This window comes from Clostridium sp. CCUG 7971 (assembly GCF_017590215.1).
In the GTDB taxonomy this organism is placed as follows: Bacteria; Bacillota; Clostridia; order Peptostreptococcales; family Peptostreptococcaceae; genus Faecalimicrobium.
This window is the reverse complement of record NZ_JAFFPK010000095.1, coordinates 15,244-39,787: the sequence shown is the minus strand read 5'-3', so window position 1 is coordinate 39,787 and position 24,544 is coordinate 15,244. Positions and strand designations below refer to the sequence as shown.

General features: G+C 26.3%; 30 protein-coding genes. 10 read left to right on the top strand and 20 right to left on the bottom strand.

The window, feature by feature from the left end; all coding sequences use genetic code 11:
* Positions 1–44 precede the first annotated feature (44 nt).
* Together JWF52_RS12450 and JWF52_RS12445 are read right to left on the bottom strand one after the other, a co-directional pair.
* The gene (locus JWF52_RS12450) at positions 45–605 is read right to left on the bottom strand and encodes a TetR-like C-terminal domain-containing protein (RefSeq protein ID WP_208333875.1); all 561 of its coding nucleotides are present in this window, start codon (positions 603–605) and stop codon (positions 45–47) included.
* Between the two features lie 400 nt (positions 606–1,005).
* Positions 1,006–1,317, bottom strand: a complete 312-nt coding sequence (locus tag JWF52_RS12445) for a hypothetical protein (protein ID WP_208333874.1) — start codon at positions 1,315–1,317, stop codon at positions 1,006–1,008.
* A 280-nt stretch (positions 1,318–1,597) separates the two neighbouring features.
* On the opposite strand from JWF52_RS12445, the gene JWF52_RS12440 reads away from it, so the two are divergent.
* On the top strand, positions 1,598–2,347 hold the full coding sequence (locus JWF52_RS12440) for an acyl-[acyl-carrier-protein] thioesterase (protein WP_208333873.1): 750 nt from the start codon (positions 1,598–1,600) through the stop codon (positions 2,345–2,347).
* Positions 2,348–2,598: 251 nt separating this feature from the next.
* On the opposite strand, the gene JWF52_RS12435 is transcribed toward JWF52_RS12440, so the two are convergent.
* From JWF52_RS12435 to JWF52_RS12425, 3 genes are all read right to left on the bottom strand, one after another.
* Entirely contained in the window at positions 2,599–3,060 is a 462-nt protein-coding gene (locus tag JWF52_RS12435; RefSeq protein ID WP_502711259.1) for a DUF3189 family protein, read from the bottom strand.
* A 125-nt stretch (positions 3,061–3,185) separates the two neighbouring features.
* Positions 3,186–3,437, bottom strand: coding sequence for an RING finger protein (locus JWF52_RS12430; protein WP_208333871.1), 252 nt, complete (start codon positions 3,435–3,437; stop codon positions 3,186–3,188).
* Between the two features lie 116 nt (positions 3,438–3,553).
* Positions 3,554–3,790 carry a YgjV family protein gene (locus tag JWF52_RS12425; protein ID WP_208333870.1) on the bottom strand — a complete coding sequence of 79 codons (237 nt, stop codon included), beginning with the start codon at positions 3,788–3,790 and terminating at the stop codon, positions 3,554–3,556.
* 291 nt (positions 3,791–4,081) lie between these two features.
* On the opposite strand from JWF52_RS12425, the gene JWF52_RS12420 reads away from it, so the two are divergent.
* The gene (locus JWF52_RS12420) at positions 4,082–5,449 is read left to right on the top strand and encodes an MATE family efflux transporter (RefSeq protein ID WP_208333869.1); all 1,368 of its coding nucleotides are present in this window, start codon (positions 4,082–4,084) and stop codon (positions 5,447–5,449) included.
* A 123-nt stretch (positions 5,450–5,572) separates the two neighbouring features.
* Here JWF52_RS12420 and JWF52_RS12415 read toward each other — a convergent pair whose 3' ends face one another.
* The 5 genes from JWF52_RS12415 to JWF52_RS12395 form a co-directional block, all read right to left on the bottom strand.
* The gene (locus JWF52_RS12415) at positions 5,573–5,905 is read right to left on the bottom strand and encodes a hypothetical protein (protein WP_208333868.1); all 333 of its coding nucleotides are present in this window, start codon (positions 5,903–5,905) and stop codon (positions 5,573–5,575) included.
* Positions 5,906–6,054: 149 nt separating this feature from the next.
* A complete protein-coding gene (locus tag JWF52_RS12410; RefSeq protein ID WP_208333867.1) occupies positions 6,055–6,255 on the bottom strand; it encodes a cold-shock protein in 201 nt (66 codons plus the stop codon).
* A gap of 307 nt (positions 6,256–6,562) precedes the next feature.
* Positions 6,563–7,192 carry a hypothetical protein gene (locus JWF52_RS12405; RefSeq protein ID WP_208333866.1) on the bottom strand — a complete coding sequence of 210 codons (630 nt, stop codon included), beginning with the start codon at positions 7,190–7,192 and terminating at the stop codon, positions 6,563–6,565.
* 241 nt (positions 7,193–7,433) lie between these two features.
* Entirely contained in the window at positions 7,434–9,287 is a 1,854-nt protein-coding gene (gene htpG / locus JWF52_RS12400) for a molecular chaperone HtpG (RefSeq protein WP_208333865.1), read from the bottom strand.
* 95 nt (positions 9,288–9,382) lie between these two features.
* Positions 9,383–9,493 carry a MerR family transcriptional regulator gene (locus tag JWF52_RS12395; RefSeq protein ID WP_286184149.1) on the bottom strand — a complete coding sequence of 37 codons (111 nt, stop codon included), beginning with the start codon at positions 9,491–9,493 and terminating at the stop codon, positions 9,383–9,385.
* Between JWF52_RS12395 and JWF52_RS12390 the strand changes: the two genes are divergently transcribed.
* On the top strand, positions 9,479–9,802 hold the full coding sequence (locus JWF52_RS12390) for a GNAT family N-acetyltransferase (protein WP_208333864.1): 324 nt from the start codon (positions 9,479–9,481) through the stop codon (positions 9,800–9,802). The genes JWF52_RS12395 and JWF52_RS12390 overlap by 15 nt on opposite strands.
* A 56-nt stretch (positions 9,803–9,858) precedes the next feature.
* Here JWF52_RS12390 and JWF52_RS19370 read toward each other — a convergent pair whose 3' ends face one another.
* The 6 genes from JWF52_RS19370 to JWF52_RS12365 all read right to left on the bottom strand — a co-directional run bounded on the left by JWF52_RS19370 (position 9,859) and on the right by JWF52_RS12365 (position 15,397).
* Positions 9,859–9,993 (bottom strand): hypothetical protein, encoded by a 135-nt coding sequence (locus JWF52_RS19370; protein WP_286184148.1) that lies wholly within the window; start codon positions 9,991–9,993, stop codon positions 9,859–9,861.
* Positions 9,994–10,280: 287 nt separating this feature from the next.
* Positions 10,281–11,213: a V-type ATP synthase subunit I domain-containing protein gene (locus tag JWF52_RS12385; RefSeq protein ID WP_208333863.1), complete on the bottom strand. Its 933-nt coding sequence runs from the start codon at positions 11,211–11,213 to the stop codon at positions 10,281–10,283.
* 245 nt (positions 11,214–11,458) lie between these two features.
* A complete protein-coding gene (locus tag JWF52_RS12380) occupies positions 11,459–12,430 on the bottom strand; it encodes an alpha/beta fold hydrolase (protein ID WP_208333862.1) in 972 nt (323 codons plus the stop codon).
* Between the two features lie 324 nt (positions 12,431–12,754).
* The gene (locus JWF52_RS12375) at positions 12,755–14,473 is read right to left on the bottom strand and encodes an ABC transporter ATP-binding protein (protein WP_208333861.1); all 1,719 of its coding nucleotides are present in this window, start codon (positions 14,471–14,473) and stop codon (positions 12,755–12,757) included.
* 163 nt (positions 14,474–14,636) lie between these two features.
* Positions 14,637–15,002, bottom strand: coding sequence for an HIT family protein (locus JWF52_RS12370; RefSeq protein ID WP_353654936.1), 366 nt, complete (start codon positions 15,000–15,002; stop codon positions 14,637–14,639).
* Positions 15,003–15,037: 35 nt separating this feature from the next.
* Complete coding sequence (locus JWF52_RS12365; protein WP_208333859.1) at positions 15,038–15,397, bottom strand: hypothetical protein; 360 nt, start codon at positions 15,395–15,397, stop codon at positions 15,038–15,040.
* 192 nt (positions 15,398–15,589) lie between these two features.
* Between JWF52_RS12365 and JWF52_RS12360 the strand changes: the two genes are divergently transcribed.
* Both JWF52_RS12360 and JWF52_RS12355 read left to right on the top strand, forming a co-directional pair.
* A complete protein-coding gene (locus tag JWF52_RS12360) occupies positions 15,590–15,775 on the top strand; it encodes a hypothetical protein (protein ID WP_208333858.1) in 186 nt (61 codons plus the stop codon).
* A gap of 141 nt (positions 15,776–15,916) precedes the next feature.
* The gene (locus JWF52_RS12355) at positions 15,917–16,102 is read left to right on the top strand and encodes a hypothetical protein (protein ID WP_208333857.1); all 186 of its coding nucleotides are present in this window, start codon (positions 15,917–15,919) and stop codon (positions 16,100–16,102) included.
* A 119-nt stretch (positions 16,103–16,221) separates the two neighbouring features.
* Here the strand turns inward: JWF52_RS12355 and JWF52_RS12350 are convergent, their stop codons facing one another.
* Positions 16,222–16,362 carry a hypothetical protein gene (locus JWF52_RS12350; protein WP_208333856.1) on the bottom strand — a complete coding sequence of 47 codons (141 nt, stop codon included), beginning with the start codon at positions 16,360–16,362 and terminating at the stop codon, positions 16,222–16,224.
* 286 nt (positions 16,363–16,648) lie between these two features.
* Between JWF52_RS12350 and JWF52_RS12345 the strand changes: the two genes are divergently transcribed.
* The 5 genes from JWF52_RS12345 to JWF52_RS12325 are packed head-to-tail and all read left to right on the top strand — an operon-like array spanning position 16,649 to position 20,826.
* Positions 16,649–17,209 carry an RNA polymerase sigma factor gene (locus JWF52_RS12345; RefSeq protein WP_208333855.1) on the top strand — a complete coding sequence of 187 codons (561 nt, stop codon included), beginning with the start codon at positions 16,649–16,651 and terminating at the stop codon, positions 17,207–17,209.
* The gene (locus JWF52_RS12340) at positions 17,193–18,047 is read left to right on the top strand and encodes a hypothetical protein (RefSeq protein ID WP_208333854.1); all 855 of its coding nucleotides are present in this window, start codon (positions 17,193–17,195) and stop codon (positions 18,045–18,047) included. The genes JWF52_RS12345 and JWF52_RS12340 overlap by 17 nt, the downstream gene beginning before the upstream one ends.
* Positions 18,048–18,066: 19 nt before the next feature.
* Positions 18,067–18,948, top strand: a complete 882-nt coding sequence (locus JWF52_RS12335; RefSeq protein WP_208333853.1) for an ABC transporter ATP-binding protein — start codon at positions 18,067–18,069, stop codon at positions 18,946–18,948.
* Between the two features lie 2 nt (positions 18,949–18,950).
* Entirely contained in the window at positions 18,951–20,192 is a 1,242-nt protein-coding gene (locus JWF52_RS12330) for an ABC transporter permease (protein ID WP_208333852.1), read from the top strand.
* A 46-nt stretch (positions 20,193–20,238) separates the two neighbouring features.
* On the top strand, positions 20,239–20,826 hold the full coding sequence (locus JWF52_RS12325; RefSeq protein WP_208333851.1) for a hypothetical protein: 588 nt from the start codon (positions 20,239–20,241) through the stop codon (positions 20,824–20,826).
* A gap of 838 nt (positions 20,827–21,664) precedes the next feature.
* On the opposite strand, the gene dptF is transcribed toward JWF52_RS12325, so the two are convergent.
* The 3 genes from dptF to JWF52_RS12310 all read right to left on the bottom strand — a co-directional run bounded on the left by dptF (position 21,665) and on the right by JWF52_RS12310 (position 24,365).
* A complete protein-coding gene (gene dptF / locus JWF52_RS12320; protein ID WP_208333850.1) occupies positions 21,665–22,075 on the bottom strand; it encodes a DNA phosphorothioation-dependent restriction protein DptF in 411 nt (136 codons plus the stop codon).
* Positions 22,076–22,204: 129 nt separating this feature from the next.
* Positions 22,205–23,584 carry a Sau3AI family type II restriction endonuclease gene (locus JWF52_RS12315; RefSeq protein ID WP_208333849.1) on the bottom strand — a complete coding sequence of 460 codons (1,380 nt, stop codon included), beginning with the start codon at positions 23,582–23,584 and terminating at the stop codon, positions 22,205–22,207.
* A gap of 169 nt (positions 23,585–23,753) precedes the next feature.
* The gene (locus tag JWF52_RS12310) at positions 23,754–24,365 is read right to left on the bottom strand and encodes a BglII/BstYI family type II restriction endonuclease (protein ID WP_208333848.1); all 612 of its coding nucleotides are present in this window, start codon (positions 24,363–24,365) and stop codon (positions 23,754–23,756) included.
* Positions 24,366–24,544: the final 179 nt, after the last annotated feature.

Sequence of the window (24,544 nt, the reverse complement as noted above, 5' to 3'; positions counted from 1 at the left end):
ATATTATTTGTCTAATTTTTATTCTCTATTTATTTTTATACTACTTATTTATCTGTCCTATATTGCTCTAAAGCCTCTTCAATATTACCACAAATCAATGTATTCAATCGACTAATAATATCTACAGGCTTTTCTTTCATTCCTTTTTTAATCCAGTCAAGCAAAAGCCCTACAAATGCATACTTATAAAAATCTGCAATAAATTCCTTATCTTTTTCTCTAACTGGTATACCTTTTGCCTTTTCTTCTACTACTCCCATCAAAAGTAAATGAGTTTCATTATATAAGTAACGTTCTAGATATTCTCTACTTACAGAGTTAAATGTGTTTAATACAAAAGATTTATTCTCTAATATATAGTCAAATATTTGTGTAAATCCCTGTTGCCAAGTATCATATGTCTTTTTACCGTCCAAAGCTCTTGTTGCTTCATTTGTATAAACCCACTCTAGTAAATCATAAATATCTTTGAAATGATAATAGAATGTCTGTCTATTTACTTCACAATCTTCTGTAATGTCTATAACTTTTATTTTTTCCAACGGTTTTTGTGCTAACATTTTTTTAAGTGAAGCAGCAAATGATTTTTTAGTCATTTGAGACATATGTATCCCCCCCATTATTCTAAAAACATCTTATTTTATTAAACTCTTAGGATATTATTATATCATATTTTCCAATATGGATTATAAACTAACCAAGTTCAGTTTCTTTTTAAATTTCCCATAACTAGACATAAAACTATTAAGTTGCATTAGCTCATCAGTGGATAATTAAACATGTATATACTATAATTATTTTTTAATTACTAAATTTGTAAAATAACTTCCACACAGAAATAGAGCTGAAATGCATTCAGCTCCTTATTTGTCATCTTTATAAACTTTCACCTTTAATTTCACCTGAAAAAATAGCAGCAAATTCAACCAAGAATTTATTGCCTATGGTGCTACTTAAAGAGTAGTAGTTATTCAGTTTTTAGATAGGTTAAATAATAATTAGGTATTATTCTCTAAAAGGAAAAGATAATAATATTAGTGTACCTAAAGCTGAAAGTGGAAAAACTCTACGTCTAAAGCGTCTGAATCTTCTAGGACGCCCAAATTGTCTCTGTTCATCATATTGTTCTCCACAACCTTTATCTATTACATCCTCCCCAACCAACACAATAACGTAATCTCTATCTACGCTTTCAATTATTCCATCAAATGTAGTTCCATCCTTCATTGTAAAAAAAGTGTGGTAGTTCATTAACCTTTTACATTCATCATATAAGCACTGCTGATTTCTATCATAATCATTCCTTTTTGAAGCCATTTCTTAAACATCCCCTTTCTAATGTATAGTATTCATGTATAAATGGAATCGTGATACCTCAATGTATGAATTTTCATAAAAGATTAATAAATATGAAAATTATGTTAATTTAAGGTATATCATAAATTTATGACCTTAATATATTTTAATTTCTCATAAACTCTTGATTATATTTTCTATAAAAGGTAGGTTAAAAGTAATACTAATTGGAAAAGTTTTAAATTATGATACAATATTTAATATAAAATACATACCAACTTTATCAAAGGAGGAAAGGTAATTGAACGATATTTTTAAAAAAGAATATAAAATAAATATTTTTAATGTTGATTCTGAGCACAAATGCAAATTTTCATCTCTAGTAGATTTCTTATGGGATGTTGTTATATCTCAGTCTGATTATTTAGGAGAAACTAAAGAAGGCTTTGTCCACAATCAATGCATTTGGGTACTTTTAAAGTATGATATAACTATATATGAATACCCTAAATTTAGAGATACTATAACTGTTGACACTAAGGTGTTAGGTTCAAAAAAGTTCTATGGTTATAGAAAAAATACTATAAAAAACTCTGAAGGAAAGGTTTTATGCGAAGCTTTTTCAACAGCCATATTAATAGATTTTGAAAAAAGACGTCCTATGAGAATATCATCTGACCAAAGCGAAATATATGGACTTAATGGAGAGTTAGATGTAGTACCTCCTTTAGATGATATTCCTAAAATTCAAAAAGAAGACTATATAAAAGACTATCCAGTTAGATATAGTGATATAGATTCTAATGGGCATGTTAATAATGTAAAGTATATGGAAATGGCAATAGATACTTTACCAAGATCTATTTTAAATGAGTATGAATTATTTAATATTAAAGTGCTATTTAAAAAGGAAACAACTGATGGAGATACATTGCATATTTCATCTGAAGTAATTCATGGTGAAAATAAAGCTATTAATACTATTCATAATATTAACAGTAATAATGGAAATCTTCTTACAAAATTACAATTTATATGGAATAAAAAATAAGATAATTTTATCTACTAAATTAAAAATAGCCATGTTATTTATTAATAACATGACCATTTTTAATTTGTTAATTATTCAAGATTTAATACATTTCTCATAATATTTTACATACATTCTAGACTATAGTTCATATTTTACTGTGCCTTCATCTTTGTTATTTACATAAACCATAACTTGGCCTAGTATGTTAATCATAAAACCACTTACTTATCTATTATTAATGAGGTCAATCTAGTAGAGAATATTAAAATTTATTTTTTCTTAAATTCCTTATTATCTAAAATAATAACCTCTGACTTATCTTCCTTTGCTTCCTTCTTTGTGTTATTTACAAGTTTTATAACGTCCTTGTATGATTGTTTTGCTCCCTTTACCAGCAAGGGAACTCCTATAGAATCAATTTTTAACCATCTAGAAAATAGTCCACCAAAGGTCATCGGTAATGGAACTGTTGGCGACGTATTAGAAAATATAATCTTCTCATTTAATAGCTTTTGTTTATGAAGCATGGAAGCTAAATTATATAATCCTGGAATTAAAACCTTTGAACGTCCTCTACCTACAACGTATACTTCATTTCCATCTTTATCACTTCCATAATAAAAAAGTTCTCCACGATTTCCATATACTAACTTATTAAAGTTCGGTAAATTCAAGATTTCATCCTTAGTCGGCTCTCGAGTTTCATCCAGCATTTCTAAGTGATAAGCCATTGCTAAAATAGATGAGTGGGTTCCTCCATAGCAATTATATATGTATATCATTAAAATCACCTAATTTCTTATTTTATTTTAATAATTGTAGTATATGTATTAAATATTGGAATTAAACTATATTATTACTTTTTAGGTCTTAAATCTGATTGACTTAAGTGCTTTCTTATAATATATGATGTTCCATCTTTTTTAAATTCCGCTTCATATGAATATCCATACTTGTCTATTTCATAAAAGTCTAGTATTTTAACAGCATCTCCAGCTTTTAAAGATATATTTTTAGTATAAGTATCACTTCCATCTACATGAACCTTTATTCTTCTATCTTTAGCAAGGTATGCTATATCATTTATTTCAAATTCTCTTTTTATCATTTGTTCTCCTTGAATTTATGTCTTATCTACTTATTATACATATAAACTTATATAAAATCTATATAATCTATTTAGACTAACAAACTAATGACATCTATTAAATAGATGTCATTAGTTTATTTTCTATTATCTTCTTTTTTCAAATTATATAAATTATATATATTTATTAAAATAATGACTGCATTAGATATTGCAACAGGATATGCTTTTACATACATTCCATATATAACAAATAAAAAGCATCCTAAAGAGTTTATTATTCTAAGCTTTATAATCGATGTCATCATTAGGGATATTACGATTAATACTGATGCGCCGTATCCGATCCATTCCACTGGATTTACACTAAACATAGTAAATTCTCCTTTTATATTATTTAATATGATTGCTATTTAAATCCTTTGCTTTTTTATTTTTAACAATTAATAGTGCATTTTATTTATGTATTTATATACTAATATATGTTATTTTTTATAATAAATACGATTTGGTTCGAATTATGAGGTATATTTAATATAAAAAAATATATTTATTTAATATTAGGCGTACATTTTTAATATGAAACACATAAATTGTTGTATAGATATACAAACAATGTTATTCTATTGAGATGGATATAATTTATTTATATGAAAGGAGATAATATGACTAAAGACATGACTACTGGTAATCCAGTAAAACTAATTTTATTTTTTTCTATACCCTTGTTAATAGGTAATATATTTCAACAGTTTTACAGTATGGTTGATACAATTATTGTTGGAAGATTTCTTGGGGTAAAAGCACTTGCTGCCGTTGGATCCACAGGTTCAATGACATTTTTAATAATCGGATTTGTTTTAGGATTAGCGTCTGGATTTTCTGTTTTAGTTTCTCAGAAATTTGGTGCTAATGATGAAGAAGGATTAAAAAAGGCTGTAGCTAGTGCAATTGTACTATCAACTATTATGGCAATTATAATTACTATTATAAGTGTATTTGCAGCTAAACCATTACTTCGTTTAATGAATACTCCAAATGATATTATAAACGATGCAGCAACATATATTACAATAATATTTGCTGGAACTTTCGCAACATTTTTCTACAATATGATATCAGGTATTTTACGTGCACTTGGAGATAGTAAAACGCCATTATACTTTTTAATAGTTTCATCAATTTTAAATATAATACTAGATTTAGTATTTATCGTTAATTTTAAAATGGGAGTTTCTGGAGCTGCCTATGCCACAGTTATATCGCAAGGAGTTTCAGGATTATTATGTTTTATATATACTGCAAAGAAATTCCCTATACTACACATTAAGAAAAAACACTTTAAGTTTGGAAATGAATATATTAAACAACACTTAAAGATCGGAGTTCCAATGGCTCTTCAATTCTCAATAACAGCTATTGGTGCAATAATACTACAAGGTGCTGTTAATGCCTTTGGTTCAACTGTAGTTGCAGCTCATACTGCCGCTTCAAGAGTTGAACAACTTGTTATGCAACCTAGTATCACATTTGGTGTTACTATGGCTACTTACTCTGCACAAAACCTTGGTGCTGGAAATATTGAACGTATTAAAGAAGGTGTTAAAAAGTGTACTATTATTAACATAATTATAGGTATTGTTGCTGCACTTGTACTTATATTCTTTGGTGAAATGTTTATTAATATGTTCGTATCAGATGCTGATCCAAATGTTATAGCTTATGCTAAGAAATATCTTACTATAGTGGCATTTTTCTTTATACCACTTAGTTTAATATTTATATACAGAAATACATTACAAGGAATGGGTCATACTTTTGTTCCTATGATGGCTGGTGTTGCTGAATTAGTTGCTAGAACTATAGTTGCTTTTACTTTACCTGCTTTTTTAGGTTATACAGGTATTTGTTTAGCAGGTCCAATGGCTTGGATTGCAGCTGCTGTTCCTTTAATACTTGATTATTTAAAGAAAATAAATATAATGTTAAACCCACAAGGAAGTTATTCTATGGGTGTATCTAAAGAAGTTTAATATATAAAAGAGCTCTTTTAATCTTAAGTTGATTAAAAGAGCTTTTATTTTAAATATAAGCATAAAAAATAAAGTATATTTTATACTTAACGTTTTATATATTAATATTTTCATCTATTTTATTTATGCTAAGTCTACTTCTATTCCTCTTTCAGTTAAACTCCAATCATTTACTTTATATTCATTGTATAAAGTTCCAATATCTGCTTTGATATATAACTTTAATTCTAATTCTTTATTCTTTTCATAAAATTTTTTACTAGATTCAAAACTATCCATAAATATATATGCCTTGTTATTTTTCCAATCTACTTTATTTGAGTTATCATCATTATCTGTGTTAGAAGTTTCATTTACAAGCATTCTTACATCATTATCTGTTACTATATGCCATTTATTATATCTTTTAATTTTAACTATATCTTCTTTTTTTAATCCTCTTTGTAACACTTTCATACTTATACCTCCTAATTAATCTATATTTTAAATCTCTAATTTTAAGATAAAACTAATTTTTATGTTTTTATTTAATATTTATGTCATATATAGAGTATATTTTCTATAAATGTATTAAAAAAAGACCATTCGGTCTTTTTTTATCTATATTATAATATAGTTATGTTTTCAGCTTGAGGTCCTCTAGCACCTTTAACTATATTAAAGTTTACTTTTTGACCTTCTTCTAATGACTTAAATCCTTCTGTTTGTATAGCTGAGAAATGTGCGAATACATCATCTCCACCTTCTACTGATATAAATCCAAATCCTTTTTCATTGTTAAACCATTTTACTGTTCCATTATTCATTTTAAAATTCTCCATACCTTTTATAAAAGGCTTTCTTTTTATTTGCTACACTTATAAGTATATACCTTATTCTTTTAAAAATATACCCCTATTTTTAATTATTTCTTAATTGATTATATTAAAATAGACTCAAACATTGATATTCCAATAGTTTAGATTAATTCCTCTTATTAATTTAATATTATAGTATCATTTTCTTTGGACTATAAATGTTATTTCATAATCATTAAACCCTTGTATATATTTATTAAGTATTAAAAATAATCCAAAATCAGCTATTTTATTTATTAAACTATATACTTTGCTATTATTCAGCTGGTATAAGCTTTATAGTAACATTACTTACTTTTAAACTTTCACCTTCTTTAAATGCGATGTTTTTATATTCCTTTTGATAGAATCCATCATCTGCTGGTCCCATTATTGCATTTATTCCGCCCTTGAATATACTTCCTCCAGTTACATTTCCTCCACCTGCAATGGCTACTATATCATATGTACCTGGGTCAAAGTCTTTACCTGCTATGAAATTTCCATTTTTTAATGTTTTTGTTCTTTCTTCTAATTCTGCTAATCTTTGTTCTTCAGCTATTCTTTCTTGCTCTTTCTTATTTTCTTCTTCTTTTTTAGCTGCCTCTATTTTCATAGCTTCTTGTTCAGCACTACTCATATCAAAGTATGGTTTAGCTTCTTGAACTTTAGTTTCTAATTCTGATATTTTAGAATTTGCAGTTTCTAATTCTTTAGATTTATTTTCTAATTGAGACTTAACTTCCTCATGTTCTTTCTCATCTATTCCAATAGATGATCCTCCAATAGCACCTAATGAAAATGCTACTATAATCGCTATAATCACTTTTATATTTTTTTTGAAAAAACTCTGCTCAACATCCTCCTTAACATAATTCATCCCATAATCATCCTTACGATAGCTCATATCAAATACCTCCCTCAATTTTAGTCATTAAGTAATATATCATAATTATTTTGTGATATATTGTCGAAAATTGCGTTTTTTATTATTTTTTATCCAAATTAAAATATTTTTATTTTAAAATGGTATATTTTGTAATTTTTCTACATTTTTTTCCATATTTTTACATTTAATTTTAAAATAAAAAAAGAGTGTACTACATTTAAGTAGTACACTCTCTTTATTTTTCTAAGTATATTTATTTTTATAGATCCATTACCATACTTATAAGTTTATTGTTTCTTTTTATAAACTCATCTAATCCTTTTGAATCTAATTCTTTATTTGAAAGTAATGCTACATCTACTATTTGATTACATATTAAAGATAATTGTTCTTTTTTACTTTCATCATCTTTTAAGTCAACTAACTTTTTAACTATTGGGCTGTTGTTATTTATAACTAAAGTCTTTTCTTCTTCAAAATTCATCCCAAAATCCATTCCTGCAAATTGTGATTTCATTTCAGCCATTCTTCTTGATTCTTCTGATACTAATATTATAGCTGTAGTATCTTCACTCTTTAAACTCTCTACTGAGTAATTTTTTACTTTATCTTTAACTAAATCTTTAAATAAGTTTTCTATAGCAGTTTTGTCTTCTTTATTTTCATCTTCATTTTTATCTTTTAATACATCTGATAAATCTGCATCTATTCTTTTAAATTTAACTTGTGGATTTTTGTATTCAATAAATGATATAAAGTGATTATCTATGCTAGTATCTAAAGTTATTGCATCTAATCCATAATCTTTAAATAATTTTATATATTGAGATTGTTGATTTTCATCACTTATATAAAATACTTTGTTTTCATGTTTTTCTTTGCAGCTTTCTAAATACTCATTAAGTGTTAAGTATTTATCATCAATATTTTTAAATAATATAATATCTTTTATTCTATCGTAGAACCCTTCATCTTTTAAGCATCCGAATTTTATAAATACTTGTATATCATCCCAGAATTTTTCATAGTTTTCTTTTTCATTTTTGTATAGTGATTTTAATTTATCTGAAACTTTCTTAACTATATGCTTAGATATTTTACTTACATCTTTATCATTTTGTAAGAAGCTTCTTGATACATTTAATGGTAAGTCTGGGCAGTCTATTACACCTTTAAGCAGTAATAAAAACTCTGGTATAACTTCTTTTATATTATCTGCAACAAATACTTGGTTGTTGTATAATTTTACTTTACCTTCTATAAGCTCAAACTCATTTTTTAATTTAGGGAAGTATAATATACCCTTTAAATTAAATGGATAATCTACGTTTAAGTGTATCCAGAATAATGGTTCGTCAAATGTTTTAAATACTTTTTTGTAAAATTCTTTATATTCCTCATCTGTACAATCCTTTGGTGATTTTGTCCATAAAGGCTTTGTATCATTTATAGGTTTTAAATCCTCTTCTTCTTTCCCACTAACTTTTAGATATATATCAACTGGTAAGAATGAACAGTATTTATCAATTATACTTCTTACAGTATACTCTTCTAAAAATTCCTTACTATCATCATCTAAGTATAGTGTTATAGTTGTACCTCTTGTAGTTTTATTATCACTAGGACTTATTTCATATTCAGTTTGTCCTTCACTTATCCATCTTACAGCTTTTGCATTTTCTTTATATGATAATGTATCAATTTGGACTTTCTTAGATACCATAAATGCTGAATAGAAACCTAATCCGAAGTGACCTATTATATCATTTTCTTCACTTATTTTTTCTTTGTACTTATTTACAAAATCTTCAGCTCCAGAAAAAGCAACTTGATTTATATACTTTTCTACTTCTTCCTCAGTCATACCGATACCATTGTCTTCAAATATAAGCGTTTGATTTTCTTTATCTATAATTACATTTATTTTGTAGTCATTATCCTTATTGTCTGATATTTCCCCTAAAGAAATTAATTTTTTATGCTTGTTTATTGCATCGCACCCATTACTTATAAGCTCTCTTAAAAATATATCTTTGTCAGAGTATAACCATTTCTTTATTATAGGGAATATGTTTTCTGTATGTATTGATATATTACCTCTTTTATTTTCCATTTTATCTCCTCCTAAGTTTATTTTTATAAATTTTTTCTATATTTATTATTTTAATCATTTTATTAGCAGTGTCAAGTATTGAGTGCTAATTTTTTTTAATTTATAATATCTATAGAAATAAATTGATCAATTGTATAATACCTATATCCACTATTTTCATCTATATATTTTGGAATAAGGATTCCTACCTTATGATAATATCTCAATGCTTTTATAAGTATGGTAAAGTTATTGGATTTATATTGGGTGGTGTTGAAGATGAGTTTCAAGGGTCTATTAATTTATTTATTGTAAGTAAAGAAAGCAGAGGTCTTGGTGTAGGAAAAACTTTGGTAAAATATTTAAATGAGTACATGAATAGTATGGATGTTAAATTTTTGTATTTATATACTTATGATAGATGTAACTATGGATTTTATGATAGTCAAGGATATAAATTAGTTAATAAAAAAGATGTGTATCTTAATAATATAAAAACTCATCTTAATGTATTTTTATATAGATATGACTTTTAATCTAAAAATGGTAATCCCATATCTAAGATTTACTTAGATAATGGGATTACCATTTTTTAGTTAAAATTTGATTTTGCCCAATCTTCATATTTGTATTCTAGTTTCCACATCATGTCTGTTAAAACTCTAAACCCACTTTTACTTATTCCGTATTGGTAAAAGATTTCAACGTTATTGATCTTTTGTGCCATTTCTTTTCTCATAAATATTTTGTATCCATCACATTCAAATACTTCATCTTTATCTGTAGGCTCATCCAGAGCTATATCCCAAACGGGACCACGTCAACCAGAGACTCTACGGATACATATTCTGAAAGCTTTTTCTTGTTTTTGTTCTTGTATTAGTAGCTTATCTATTTGTTCTTTTGCACTTTGGTGAAGGTTAAAATCCATGGTGTCACTTCCTTTTTGTGTTTTGATTCTCAATTAGTTTATCCATAGTTTTATTGCATTATTATATAAAGTATTATCTAGCCCTATATATTTTTTATAAATTCATCATATTCATTTCTTGTAACAGTAACTTCAATATTTAACTTTTCCTTATCACTTTTTAGCTTTTTTAGTATACTTTCTACATTTCTTTCTAGATTACATACCTTGTCATAAGATTCATTGATATGTTTATCTACTGAAAGGTCACTAAATATATTATCAAAGAATATATCAAAAGTTTTTGTTGTAGATGAAAATCCAACTCCACTAATGTTTACATCTCTTAATTCTTTATTAAAAGATCTTGTTAAATTTGAAATTCTAGAAAAATGTGCTTGAGCTTCATCTATTTTACTATGCTTAGCCATAGAGCTTAATAAATCTCCACCAAGTATATCAAATGTACTCCAGTTTTTTGCAGAGTTTAATAGTTTTTTAGCTTGTGCTATTTCTACCATTAGGCTATTTCCAACTGATATGGATTCATTTATTTCTTTGATTTCCTTTAGGTAGTTATCGATTTTTTCTTCTATGTCTATTATTTTGTTTTTAGTATTTTCATCTCCATAGATATTGATTAGCTCTATTTTCGTTTTTAGTAAGTTGGCATATTCTTCTTCATATTTTGCTAAGCTACTTAGTATTTTTATTGTATCATTTATGTTAGATTTTATTGAGCTTACTTTAGATTGGCAACTATCATATTGAATTTTTGCCATTATGTATTCTTTTTCTTCTTTTTCCATTTTTTCTGCTTTGTTTCCCATTACTGTAGACACTAGGTTTGATAAGGATAGTGTCTTTAGGTTATCTACATCTCTTTTTTCTCTTCTAAGGTTATTTTCTAGTTTGTTTAGTTCTTCTTCGCTTTTATGTAATTCTTTTTTTAGGTCATTTAGTTTCTTTTCTAATACATATTTTTTAGCTACTTCGTTTTTTGCATTGTTTAGTTGTGTGTTTATTTGTTCTATCATATTTTCCCCCTTATTTTATTTCAAAACTATAGTGTGCTATATTTTGGTATTTATTTAGAGTATATTATTAGTATTTCATTCTTTCAAGTATTACCCCGCTTACTCCTCTTTTAGGTGCATTTGTGTCTTTAATATATCTTAGTAGTATAAGCTAAATAATTTAAAATACTGTCATATAAAAGCATGAAATAATAAAATAGAGGTTTAGTATTGATAATACTAAACCTCTATTTTTATCAAATAATTTAATTTTTTTCTATACAATAATTTATAAATTCTGTTACATTAGCTAATGTTTCCTCTGGTTTATCTATATGTACTTGATGTGTTGCTCCTTTTATTTGAACATGCTTAGTATCATCAGACATTGACAATAAATCGCTTATTTGTTTAGTTTTCAATTCAGCAAAAGCATCACCCATAGCTCCTTGAGCCATTGCATAAGGATCACATTCTAAATAAAGTAAAGGTATGTCTCTTAGTGCATTTTTATCATTTTTGACTTGATTTTCACCCATAAGAGCTTCATCTAATGTTCCATCATGCTTATTATATACAGATAATTGCTCGTCTCCCATTCCTGGAACAAACGATTCGAAAAAATCATACATTTCACCATTAGCACTTCTACCAGTTGAATCTATAAATACTATACCATCTACTTTTTCTTTATGCATTTTTGCAAACTCTATAGCAGTATGGCCACCTAAAGAATGTGTTACTAAAATATATGGTTCTGGAAGATTTTTAGCTTGTAATAATTTATATAGATTTTCCGCCTTATCTTTTGCTGTCTTAGTAGTACCATCAAAATCAGCTTCACTATATTCTATTACTCCACCATCTATAAGAGTTTTTCTCTCATTATCACTAAGAGGAGCCATATTTCCTGTATCACTACTTTCGCCTAATCCTGCTCTATCATATGTCAACGTTTTTGCTATCTTTGATAATTCCCCTTGCATATATGTAAAATTATCTAATGTATTTCCATAACCTGTATCAAATACAATGGTTACATCCCCTTGTCCCATTTCTTTTGAATTCAATACAATTCCATTATCTAACTCCACCTTTTCTGTACTTGCCATTCTTATCTGACTCTGTGCCGTATTCACACCTTTTTGTGCGAATACAAATGATGAAGAGCAGTTTATTGTTATCAGGCACACAGCTAAACTATAACCAATTACACCCCTTAAGTTTTTTCTTTTCATTACTTATTCCCCTTTTGTTTTAGTTTTTAGTTATATTAAATCTTTTATAATAAATACTTAACAAACTTTAAATGTCTCGAATGAATCATAGATTCCATTGCTCAAAGTAAGCTGATTTTTATTCAGTAAATTCAACCCTTAATTATAATATTTACCATAAGTTTAATATAGACAATGTATATGTTAACACTCTAACAATGATTATTCAACTAATTTAAATATTAAAAATTTACTTTATAATAATGTTTTATATAACGTTCTTCCATCTAATTATAATTATTTAGTATATAAGTTGTATCTCATTTATAAATTATTTAGATATATTTATTTATCTGATATATCTACTTCTTCACTTTGTAGATAATATAAACTATAAAAATACCCCTTCATGTCAATTAGTTCTTTAAATGAACCTTTTTCTATAACTGAGCCATCTTTCATAACGATTATTTCATCATATTTTAGTAAAATATTTTTTATAAGCTTATGAGTTACTACTATTAACGTCAAATCATCAATGGATAATAGTGAGTTTTCTAAATTATATGCAGTTTCATTATCTAGTGCAGAAGTTGATTCATCTAAAATTAATATCTTAGTATTATTTATAAGTGAACGAGCAATAGCTATTCTTTGCTTTTCTCCTCCAGATAATTTATTTCCATTTTCTCCAACTAAAGAATCAATCCCTTTCGGAAGTTGCTTTATTAAATTAGATAAACCAGATCTTTTACATATATTTAAAACTTCATCATCACTATAACCTGCAAATAATTTAATATTTTCTTTTATAGTATCATCAAACATAAATACATTTTGCTGAATCATAGACATATTTTTATATAAATCATTACTAAATATATTTTGGATGTTTTTGTTATCTATTGATATCTCACCATCATAAGTTTTGTAATATCTCATTAATAACTTTATTAGTGTACTTTTACCACATCCACTCTCTCCTACTATTGCATACTTTTTATTTTTATCAAATTTTAAGTTAATATTGTTTAGAGTTTTTCTATCTTCAGTATAAGAAAAGTTTAAATTATTAACCTCAATACTTTCTTCAAATATTGGTAATTTTTCATTCTCAACATCTTCATTTAAGTCATTAACTATATTATCAATTTTATCTGCGATAAGAGATACTGATTTTATTTGATTGATTAAAGATATACTTACTTTAACAGGTCCTACTACATGTGTACTTAATTGAATTATTATTATAGCCGTACCAACAGTTATCTCTCCTTTATACATTAGGTATCCACCTAATATTAAAACACCTAAATATATTGTAACGCTAAAAGAAAGTGAGAATCCTCTTATTATAGCCTCAAGTATAGAACACTTTCTCTTACTCATTTCTACATTATTAGAAGAGTTTTTGAATATTTCATTAATCTTACTTCCTATATTAAACCCTTTTATTACTTCAAATCCTGAAAATAAATCCTTAGTAACTGAAGTTATTTCTTCTAAATTTTGTGAGTAATTATTTTTTTCTATTACTAGTTTCTTAGATAAAGCATTTGGTATTACAAATCCAAGCGTTCCAAATACAGCAATAAATATTACTATGTATGGACTAATAGAAAATAAAAAAACTAATGATATTATAAAAGATATAAAAGATGATATTACAAGAAAGATATTATTTAATAAACTATCTTCTATTATTTTTATATCATTGTAAAGAATCGATATGTATTTACCACTATTGTCTAGCGAGAAATCTTTCATATCTTTATTTAGTATTTTATTAAAAATATCAGTTCTCATATAATTTACTGTGCTTTTTATATAAGATGACATAACTTTTCCGTCTATATATTCAGTTAAAAATAATATTATTATAAGCAAAATACTTATAACAATAATAGATACAAACTTTTCACTACTTCCACTTGCAAATATATCTACTATAAATCCCATAATAAAATCAAAGGCTATGACAGATAGGGCTGCCATAGATATGGTGAGTATTCTTGTAAAAAACAAAAGTTTATATTTAAAAATGTACTTCCATAATTTTTTCATTATTTCCTCCCAATTTTCTTTAACTTCTATCTATTTTTAATCATTTAAACTATACCACTTAGAGTTAACTCTAGGTCAAGTTTTTATTATATTGCTAATAAATAACCTCCTTTATACTTAATAGTAAAGGAGGTTATTTATATATTGTAGTTGACCTTATTGCCTAATATTTCATTCTCTCAGGTATTACCCCTCTTACACCACCTTGAGGTTCATCTGTATCTCCAATGTATCTTGGTATTAAGTGTACATGAACATGCATTACTGTTTGTCCTGAAAATTCTCCACAATTTACACCTACGTTATAAGCGTCTGGACTATATTTACTATCTAGTAGATTTTTGCCTTCTTCTACTAAATCAAATATAGCTTCTCTTTCTTCTTTAGTTATATCAAAGAAGTCTTTTACATGTCTTTTAGGAATGAAAAGCATGTGTCCTTTATTTACTGGAAACTTATCATATATAGCATAAGCTAATTCATTTTCTAATACGTAATTATTCATCTCACAAAATATACAGTTCATAATTTCTCCTTTATCCTACCGAACGTTTCGTTAGTCCCTTATTTCTTTTCATATCTGTTTTTATAAAATTCTTTAGTTCTAAAATCTATTGTATCTTTAACATTTTCTATAAATACATTATTATTTAAGAATTTTTCTAATTCATCATTTAAACTTACATAGTTATTATGTTCATAAAAAAATTCGCTACTACTTTTTAATAAAAACTTAACTGGATTCTTTCTTTCTAAAGATATATAGTTTTTCTTATCCAAATTTATAAATTCATAACCAAAGCTATTTAAAATTTCCTTTTCATCTTTATTTAGTTCATCTAATTTGTTTAAGAAAGATAAATAATCTTTAAATATATTTAATTTACTTTTCTTTTTCATATTATCATATAAACTATCATCCATATAAGTAAATAACAAACATAATAAATTATATATGCACAACTTTGATTCAAAATATAAACTTACTTGGCATCCTGTCACAAAAGAAATAGTTGAATTAATAAATGAATATAAAGAAATCGTATAAAATTATGATAGTAATGACGATTTTTATGGAGAGGTCTCTATTGGAGCTATACCTATTATCTGCTACCTGTGACTCCAAAGCAACGTTTATATAATGCTAATTCAAAAGACTATAATATTAATACATTGCAATACTTAACTAAATATCATAAAGTTATTAAAGAGTTTGAAAATAAATATCATGCTACTTGGAATAATCTTAATGCAAAAAAATTAAAAAAAGCTGAATTAATTTCTGATTATATAATTAATTGAATAGATATAGAGGAATAATATATGGCGGGAAGAAAACGCCAGGGAAGTTATGATTCCTTTTAATTCCTAAATGCATTTAAAAATCATCTCAAAAGTAAGGGACTAATCGCAACAGTAAATGAATAAACTTCAGGAATACTTTTGAATAGTTATAATTTAGGCTTATATTATGTTACTAATAATGATTCTAATTTTAATAAAACGCAATCTGATTCAGATATTATTAAAAATAAGACTATCAATTTAAATGAAATCCCTCAGAATCAAAATAATATAAATGCTGAAGATGATGTTAAAAATGTAATGAGTCTTATGATAAAGAGATAAAAAAAGAAATAATATTTATACTCAGATTATGGATGAGAATAAGGCTAAGGCTATTAATAGATTGAATGATATTAAAGTAAAAGGCTACAGCTTCTGCTATAGCCTTTTACTTTATGCTTCTAACTTTTATAATCTTTATTAGGTAATTGTTTTTTAATTACATTTTCTTTTTCTTCTAAGTTATTCAATGTTTCTTTTAAAGTATTATGAAAACTCTCTGATATTTTTGGGAAAATATTTTTTATCTTATTTTTACTCATATACTCTTTTCTCGCCCCCTATTCTATTTATAATTCAACTATAGTAAGTATACTAATTAGATAAAATATACCATTAAAAAGTTCACTTTTTTAGTAATATAAATTTTATACAAAAGAATGTTAGTTACTCTATGTGTAACTAGTATATCAATCTTAATAAAATAATATTGAAAATAAAAGAAATACTATCATAAAAGCCATTTTGCTTATAACAAAAATTTTTTTTGAAAATTTATAAACTTTTTTTAAAAAACAACGGTAGAACTATATGAGAGGAGGTTATCAATTGTCTACACCAGATAAAGAATTAATTGAAAAAATCTCTAATGGCGAAAGTGAAAATCTTAATATTCTAATTAGGAATCATTACGATTATGTTTTTAAATTCTTATTAAAGAGTACTAATAATGTTAATTTATCATATGACTTAACTCAAGATGCTTTCTTAAAGATGATACGGATGTTACATAATTATGATTCACAAAAAGGTGATTTTCGAAATTGGTTACTAAAGATAGCTATAAATGTAAAGAACGATTACTTTAGAAGTAAAAACTATCAATTAGAAAGTAAGCAAGTTGATATATATGAGACTGAAATTTTATCAGATGATACGCCTACTAAAGCTATTTTGAAAAAAGAAAAGCAGAAAAAAATTGCTACAGCTTTAGATGAATTGCCAAATACACAGAAAGAAGCACTTATACTAATGTATTACAACAATCTTAAAATTCGAGAAATAAGCGAATTAACTGGGACCAATGAAAATACTATAAAGTCTAGATTATTTAATGGTATTAAATCTCTAAGAAAAATTTTAGGAGGTAATCGTGAACAAGAAAAATAGGCTAAAAGATCATAATATATTATTTAGAGATATCTATGAACAAAATCTATCTAACGAGGTTACTGAGGAAGAATACTCTGAAATTCTACAGTTTCTCGATGAATACGAAACTTATGTTGATATGAAAGTTGATGAAAATGAAAAAGAATTAAGAATTGATGAAACTATACAAAAATGTCATATGATTATTGAACTCCCTAAAAGTAACCTAAGTTCAATTATAACTCCATTTAGTGATGTTATTGAGATTCTTAAACAAAGTTACTTTACTATAAATAAAGCCTACTGGATTATATCCCTTGCTTTAATATTTGTGGGATTAATACTTATCAAGCTTTTTAAAGAAGATTCTATTATAACGATACTTATGACCTCACCAATTTGTGTATTTTTAGGATTTTACGAGCTTTTACGTGGATTAAATGAAAATGTTTGGGAATTAGAATTAAGTTTTAAGTATTCTCTAAAACAGCTAATTTTAGGTAAGTCTGCACTAATAGCCACTATTTCACTATTAGTAAGTACAATAATAAATGCTATTGTATTCCATAATTCTGTGGATTTGCCCCTTTATAGAGTTGTTACATTATGTATACTTCCTATAGTCATGTCAACGATGATTACTCTTATACTATTAACTATTTATAGAAATGTTAATAGTATATTAATTTCAATTTCTGTTTGGCTAATGATAATTTACTGTGAGAAGTTAAACCTAGTTAGTATACACCTTTCAGGTCTTGAACTTGAATATTTTATAATTCCTGCAATTATACTTACTTTTATATTTTTTAAAGTTTTCTATAAACAATCAATCAACTACTTAGAACAATATTAAATAAACGGAGGAAATAATAATGAAACTAGAAATAAAGAATATTACAAAAGAATTTAAAGATAAAAAAGCGGTCAATAATTTTAATGTAACTCTTACACCAGGTGTATATGGTTTACTTGGTCCTAATGGGGCAGGAAAAACAACGCTAATGAGAATAATAGCCGATGTTTCACAACCTAGTCAAGGAAATATCTATGTAGATGGTGAGTCAAAGGATAAAATGAAATCTAGATACACAGAACTATTAGGGTACTTACCTCAACACATCGGATTTTATAAGAACTTTAAGGCTATAGACTTCTTATATTACGTTTGTTCTCTTAAAGGTCTACCTAAAAAAATATGGTCAGATAAGTGCGAAAGTTTACTTAAGTTTGTAAATTTATATGATGATAGAAAAAGAAAAATTGGAGGTTTTTCTGGTGGTATGAAGCAACGACTTGGTATAGCTCAAGCTTTATTGAATGACCCTAAAATATTAATATTAGATGAACCGACTGCTGGCTTAGATCCAAACGAAAGAATCAGATTTAAAAATTTAATTTCAGATATCTCTAAGGATAAAATAGTTATACTATCTACTCATATAACCTCTGATATAGAGTTCATTGCAAATGAAGTAATAATAATGAAAAATGGTGTGTTAGTAGACAAGCTCTCAACAGCAGATATACTAAATAAACTTAATGGTAAAGTTTATAGTGTAAATGTGAATCAAAGTGAAATGGAAAAAATTAAAATGAAATATAGAGTATCGAATACGATACGAGATAATAATGGTATAAATGTGAGATTTATATCTGAAGTTAAGCCAGATTTACTTTCTTCAACTTTAAAACTGGAAGAACCAAACTTAGAAGATGCTTTCTTATTCTACTTTAATGAAAAGGAGATGGCATAACGATGAATAATCTTATTAAATATGAGTTTATAAAAATTATTAAAACAAAAAGAGTTTTAATAGCGACCATGATTTTATTAGTCACAGTAAGTTTAAACATCTTTAATGTTTCTAATGAGTATTTTGGGGAGTTTTCTGGAATAGCAGCAGTAAAACATCAATTTAATGCACAAAAAAATAATTCAGGACCTATAACAGGGGATAAATTGAAAAAGATCACAACTTATTATCACGACATAGTTTATTCGCCTAAAAATTTAAATGATCCCAAGGATAAAACTAGTGGCTTAACTGATGAAGCTTTTGTTAAGTTTTCAGGAAAATATTCAAATTTTGAAAATCTTATTATTAGAGCTACAACTCCTAAGGGAGAAAGTACTCTTAATAAAAGTATAGTTGATATATCTCCTGATGAATCCTCTAAAATTTATGATATGAGAAACATCAATGTTGAAAAATACTTAAACAATTCTAAAGTGTCTAGCTCAACAAAAGAATATTTAATTAATAAGATATCTATGATGGAGAAACCTTTAAATTATGAACCTATAAGAGGTTGGGAACAAATAATTAGAACAATTGATGATGCTTCTGGAATGTTTATAATGATTGTTATTGCTATTTGCTTAGCACCTATTTTTACAAATGAATATCAAACAGGAGTAGATAATCTAATTCTATCTTCTAAAAAAGGTAGAAGGGAATTAGCTATATCTAAGTTTATTGCTGCGTTCATATTTACTACATTGTTTTTCTTAATTTTTATGACATATATAGTAATTTGTAACTTAATATTATATGGTCCAACTGGTGCAAATACTCCTATTCAGGCATTAAGCTATTTATGGTATTCAATGTATAATATGACTTTCTTACAAGCAACCTTAATGATTATCGGATTATCTTACCTAGCTACACTGTTTTATGTTTCAATTATAATGATTATTTCAGTTAAATCAAAAAAATCATTTACATCTATTATTTTATGCTTATTACTGATTTTTATTCCATACTTTATATATGCAACTAATTCTATAAATGATTTTTCTATAATATCAAAGTTAATGTTTTTATTCCCTTCAAACATGACTTTAGGACTTAAGATAATTAGTTCGTATATAGTATTTAATTTTTTTAATTTTGTCGTACCTCTTCCTGTTATTATTTGCATTGTATCTATTATTGGTATATTAATTCTTCTTCTTATGACAATGAGGTCATTTTACAAGCATCAAGTTTCATAGCATAAAATACAAAATTTAATGAAGTTTTCAGAAAGGAAGTGACAATTTGATTTATTTAATTAACATCGAATTCAAAAAAATAATCAAAAGTAGAATTACTATAATAACTTTATCTTTATCTATTTTACTTATAATATCATATGTTGCTATTACTACTTTAGGTGAAAGATATAAGTATAGTGATAATGTTGAATATAAAGGCTTAGAAGCTATTCATTTGGACAAGGAGGTTCAGCTTCAGCTCAAAGGTATATTAACTGAAGAAAAAATTTCTCAAATAATCGGTAAATATAATGAAATAACTAACAATTCAAGTAATGTTGATCAAAGTAATAATTTGACGCCAAAAGCTTACTTTAAGTACTGGAAAAAATATTCTATTATAGAAAGTTTAATTAGTAGATCTTATGGAAGCATATTATCAAGCAACATTGATGCTATTAAGGAGTTAGCTCCATCTGATGGTAATAGATTTTATACTAATAAATATAAGCAAACTAAAGAATATATTAATAACCCTAATTTAAGCTTAAATAACAAAGAAAAGAATATAGTACTAGATGAATTATCTAAGCTGGATATACCATTAAAATATAACTACAATGCAGGCTGGACTAATTATTATGGGATATGAACATAATAAATTACATAGTGTTAGTTTGCTTATGTATTTGCATATCACCAATTTATGTCTCAGAGTACGAAGATGGAGTCGATGCTATTTTATTATCATCAAAATATGGCAAAGGGAAATTAAATATATCAAAAATAATAGTTAGTTCATTAACTACATTGTTCATTTCCATACTATTTGTACTTATCACAGCTTCTTTAAGATTGGGAATCTATGGACTTGATGGTTGGGATAGTAATATACAAGTAAACCCTACTTACTGGCATTCAATTTATAATGTGAACTTTTTACAGGCATTTACTCTAAGTACTCTAACTGTCGTATTATCTTCAATGATTATGTCATCCTTAATTCTCTACGTGTCATCTCGCTCAAAGACACTTTATGGATGTATTTTAGTTTGTATAGCAATATTACTTTTACCCAAATTCGTAAATATTGGAAATACAGTAAATATTCTAAGCAAGTTCTTAGATTTATTTCCAGTAAATATTGGTACTATTGCAAATCATCTCGGATACTATAAATTTTATAATATTTTAGGGTTAGAATTAAATTATTTCGCTACTTTGTCTATATTATTTTTAACTTTTATACCAATTATTTTAATATTTGTGTACAAGTCATTTAGAAATCATCAAGTTAGTAGTTGATTTTATATTCTCCTAATACTTTTCAGGTACTTATGGGGCATAATGTAGATAAATTTGTTTTTACACAAATCTATCTACATTCTTTATTGAATCATAATATAATCAGCGTAACTTAAATCTATTCCATATAAGTATCAATGTGTAAGCTACGATTACATTTACTAATAAATACCATTTCATTCAAATTACCATTTTCTTAACTTATTTTCTTTATTGATGTCTATATTCTCATCTTTAAAACCTTTTAATACATCTACTAATGTTTCTATATCTGTCTTCTTTGGATGATAACTTTCAGTTGCATCTGTATGGAACTGAAAGTTATCATACAAATCCGGATAATTTGTCCTAAAGTATGATATTAGATGTGACTTTCCATCCCCTACAAGTATTATTATATAACCTTTATCTTTATTAGCTACTTCTTTTACTTTATCAATAAATAATTTTTCTATCTTTCTAGGCACATGCATATATTTCTTGAATCTACTTAACTCTCTATCACCCTCAACCGCTTCTTTTGATTCTTTATTTAATTTATCTAACTCTTTTATTAGACTACATTCTGAATATCTAAGTGTCAATGCTTTTTCCATATTACCACCTTAATAATATATACTTTAACTTGATTATATAAAATCAAATTTAATATTTTCACCCTTTTTATATTTTATATTAAAATTTAATACAATAAAAGAGCCAAACTATATCATTACCTACTCGCTTTAGTATTTTACTATAGATAATATATACTCCTTATCAAGCCAGAAGCTCTTTTTCACATGGGTTCTACCATCTGGCAATAAATATGTATCATTCTTATTTTGTGCATGTGGCCTTGTATGGCAAAACTTATTAAACTTAGATCCCGGTAAATTATCATATGTTTTGCTTCCTATAACCTCTATCTCAATACCTTCTCTTATAACTCTAACTGTTTCTTCCCAGGTATCTTTTAATTTAGAATCTAATACTCTTAAAGGCATATTCCATAGCTTTATTTTATAAAGCCTCAAGTTATTATCCTTATCATACTTAAATACAACAAATAAGTATTTTTGCTCTGCAAATAAATCTCTAAGTTCTGATGCTTCCCACGTTTCATTTATTATTTCAGTATATTTAAAAGTCTTAAAAGACATATGTTCTTTAATTTTACCATTCTTCTCTATGCGTATAGTTTTAAGTTTTATATTAGCTTTTGCAAACTCTTCTATAGTACTATCTAAGTCTTTTAGATTACTATCATTGATTCCTAAAACTCTGCTACATAAAATTTGAACATAGTTTTTAGGAAGTTTATTATCTTTATTATATAAACTAATATCTAATTCACTACAAATTTCATCTATGCTCTTATTATAAAATGGAGCAAACTTATCTTCTAAAACCTCTTCTATACTCTTTTTCGTATCTTTTAAAATACTATATGATTTTTCTCCTTTATCTCCAAAGTGATTTCTAAGCAAATAAGTCATGTACGATGATTTTAAACTATAGGCTCTTTGCATTGCTAACTTATCAGAGAATGGCTGCTCTCTTAATGAGTTTTTATTAGCTCCTTTTGAGCAAGCTCCTAAGTAGTTAGTATCCGCTTCTGATATTTCATGAGCTTTACCTTCTCTTATTTTAGTAACTATAGTTTCCCAGTCATTTCTTATAACTATTAAATCCTCTTTGGAGAATTCATGTAACATAATATCCGTTATATTATAATCTTTCTTTTCTAACTCTTTTTTCCACTCATAGAAAACTAATAATAATTTTTCGTTCTTGCTCCAGAATGAGCTTGTTTCAAATGTTTTATCATACTCTTCCATATAATTTATAATATTTAAAACTAATCTTTCTTTAGCTGATATCGTCTTATTTTTATTTATTTTATATGGTGTAACCTTAAGCTCAACTCCTACATGAGAAAAATCGGCCTCAGCCTTAGAATTCACTTCATATCCAAAATAACTTTCCTCTACAACTTGTCCTAAGTTACCTTTTCCTCTATTATTTTCTAATCTATAGAACTGATCTATATCCCCAAAATTTTTACCTCTTATATTTTTTGCATACTCAACTATTGAGTCTATTGATTTATCATTATAATTCACTTTCAATGCCCCCATTTAAAATTTACTTGCTATTGTAATTTACTATATCCTTAGCATATTATATTTATATTAAATAAGTTTATATATGTATATATGAGCCTAAATAAAATAAAAAATAGCTATCACAAAACAATTTCGAATTATTCATGCGACAGCTATATTTTGTAATTTATAACATTTCAACCTCTTTTAATTTTTTATTTATTTTGAATGTTTGTGGTTGCTCAAGTCCTACAATTACCATCGGAACTGTTAGTATATTTCTAAAAGGATTTAGATATTGTAGAAATTTTTCATATGTACCTATCGAACCATCAAAATTACCTGCCAATTTCATACTATGTGTAGCACAAATAATAATGCCTGCACTTGTCTGTATCGCTTTTTCAACATGATTTAATTCCCCTGATAAAACTGGTTTTATTAAATTCCAAGCAACTGCCTCTCCATGATTAAAAGCAACTTCTATAGCTACCTCTTCTTTTGCAAAATCAAGGGTCCACCAATGACTTTTACTTGTAGGCCTATATTCAGAGTCATTAAAGATTGGACTTTGTCTCTGCCAACCAAAGTTATCATTTAATCTTCTATCAATAAGTTTATTTATTGCATCTGAGATAGATTTTTTTGAACTACGTTCACTATAATTATACTCATTTATTATATCTTGATCTGTAATATTAGTTAAAACATCTTGAACCTCATTCCAAAGATGTATATAATTTGGATCATTTTCAAAAATTGTCAAACCATTTCGGAATGAATGTACTCTATAATTCATATTACCTCCTAATATTTAATCTTTTCTAGAAAGATTAGGGCTATCTATTTAAGTATACTATAATAATACTTATACTTAAATAGATATGAATTCAGAGAAAATACCACACCCCCAAGATAAATCTTAAAAATTATACGTTTTTTAATTCTAAAACATAAAAAATACGAGATAGCAAAAAA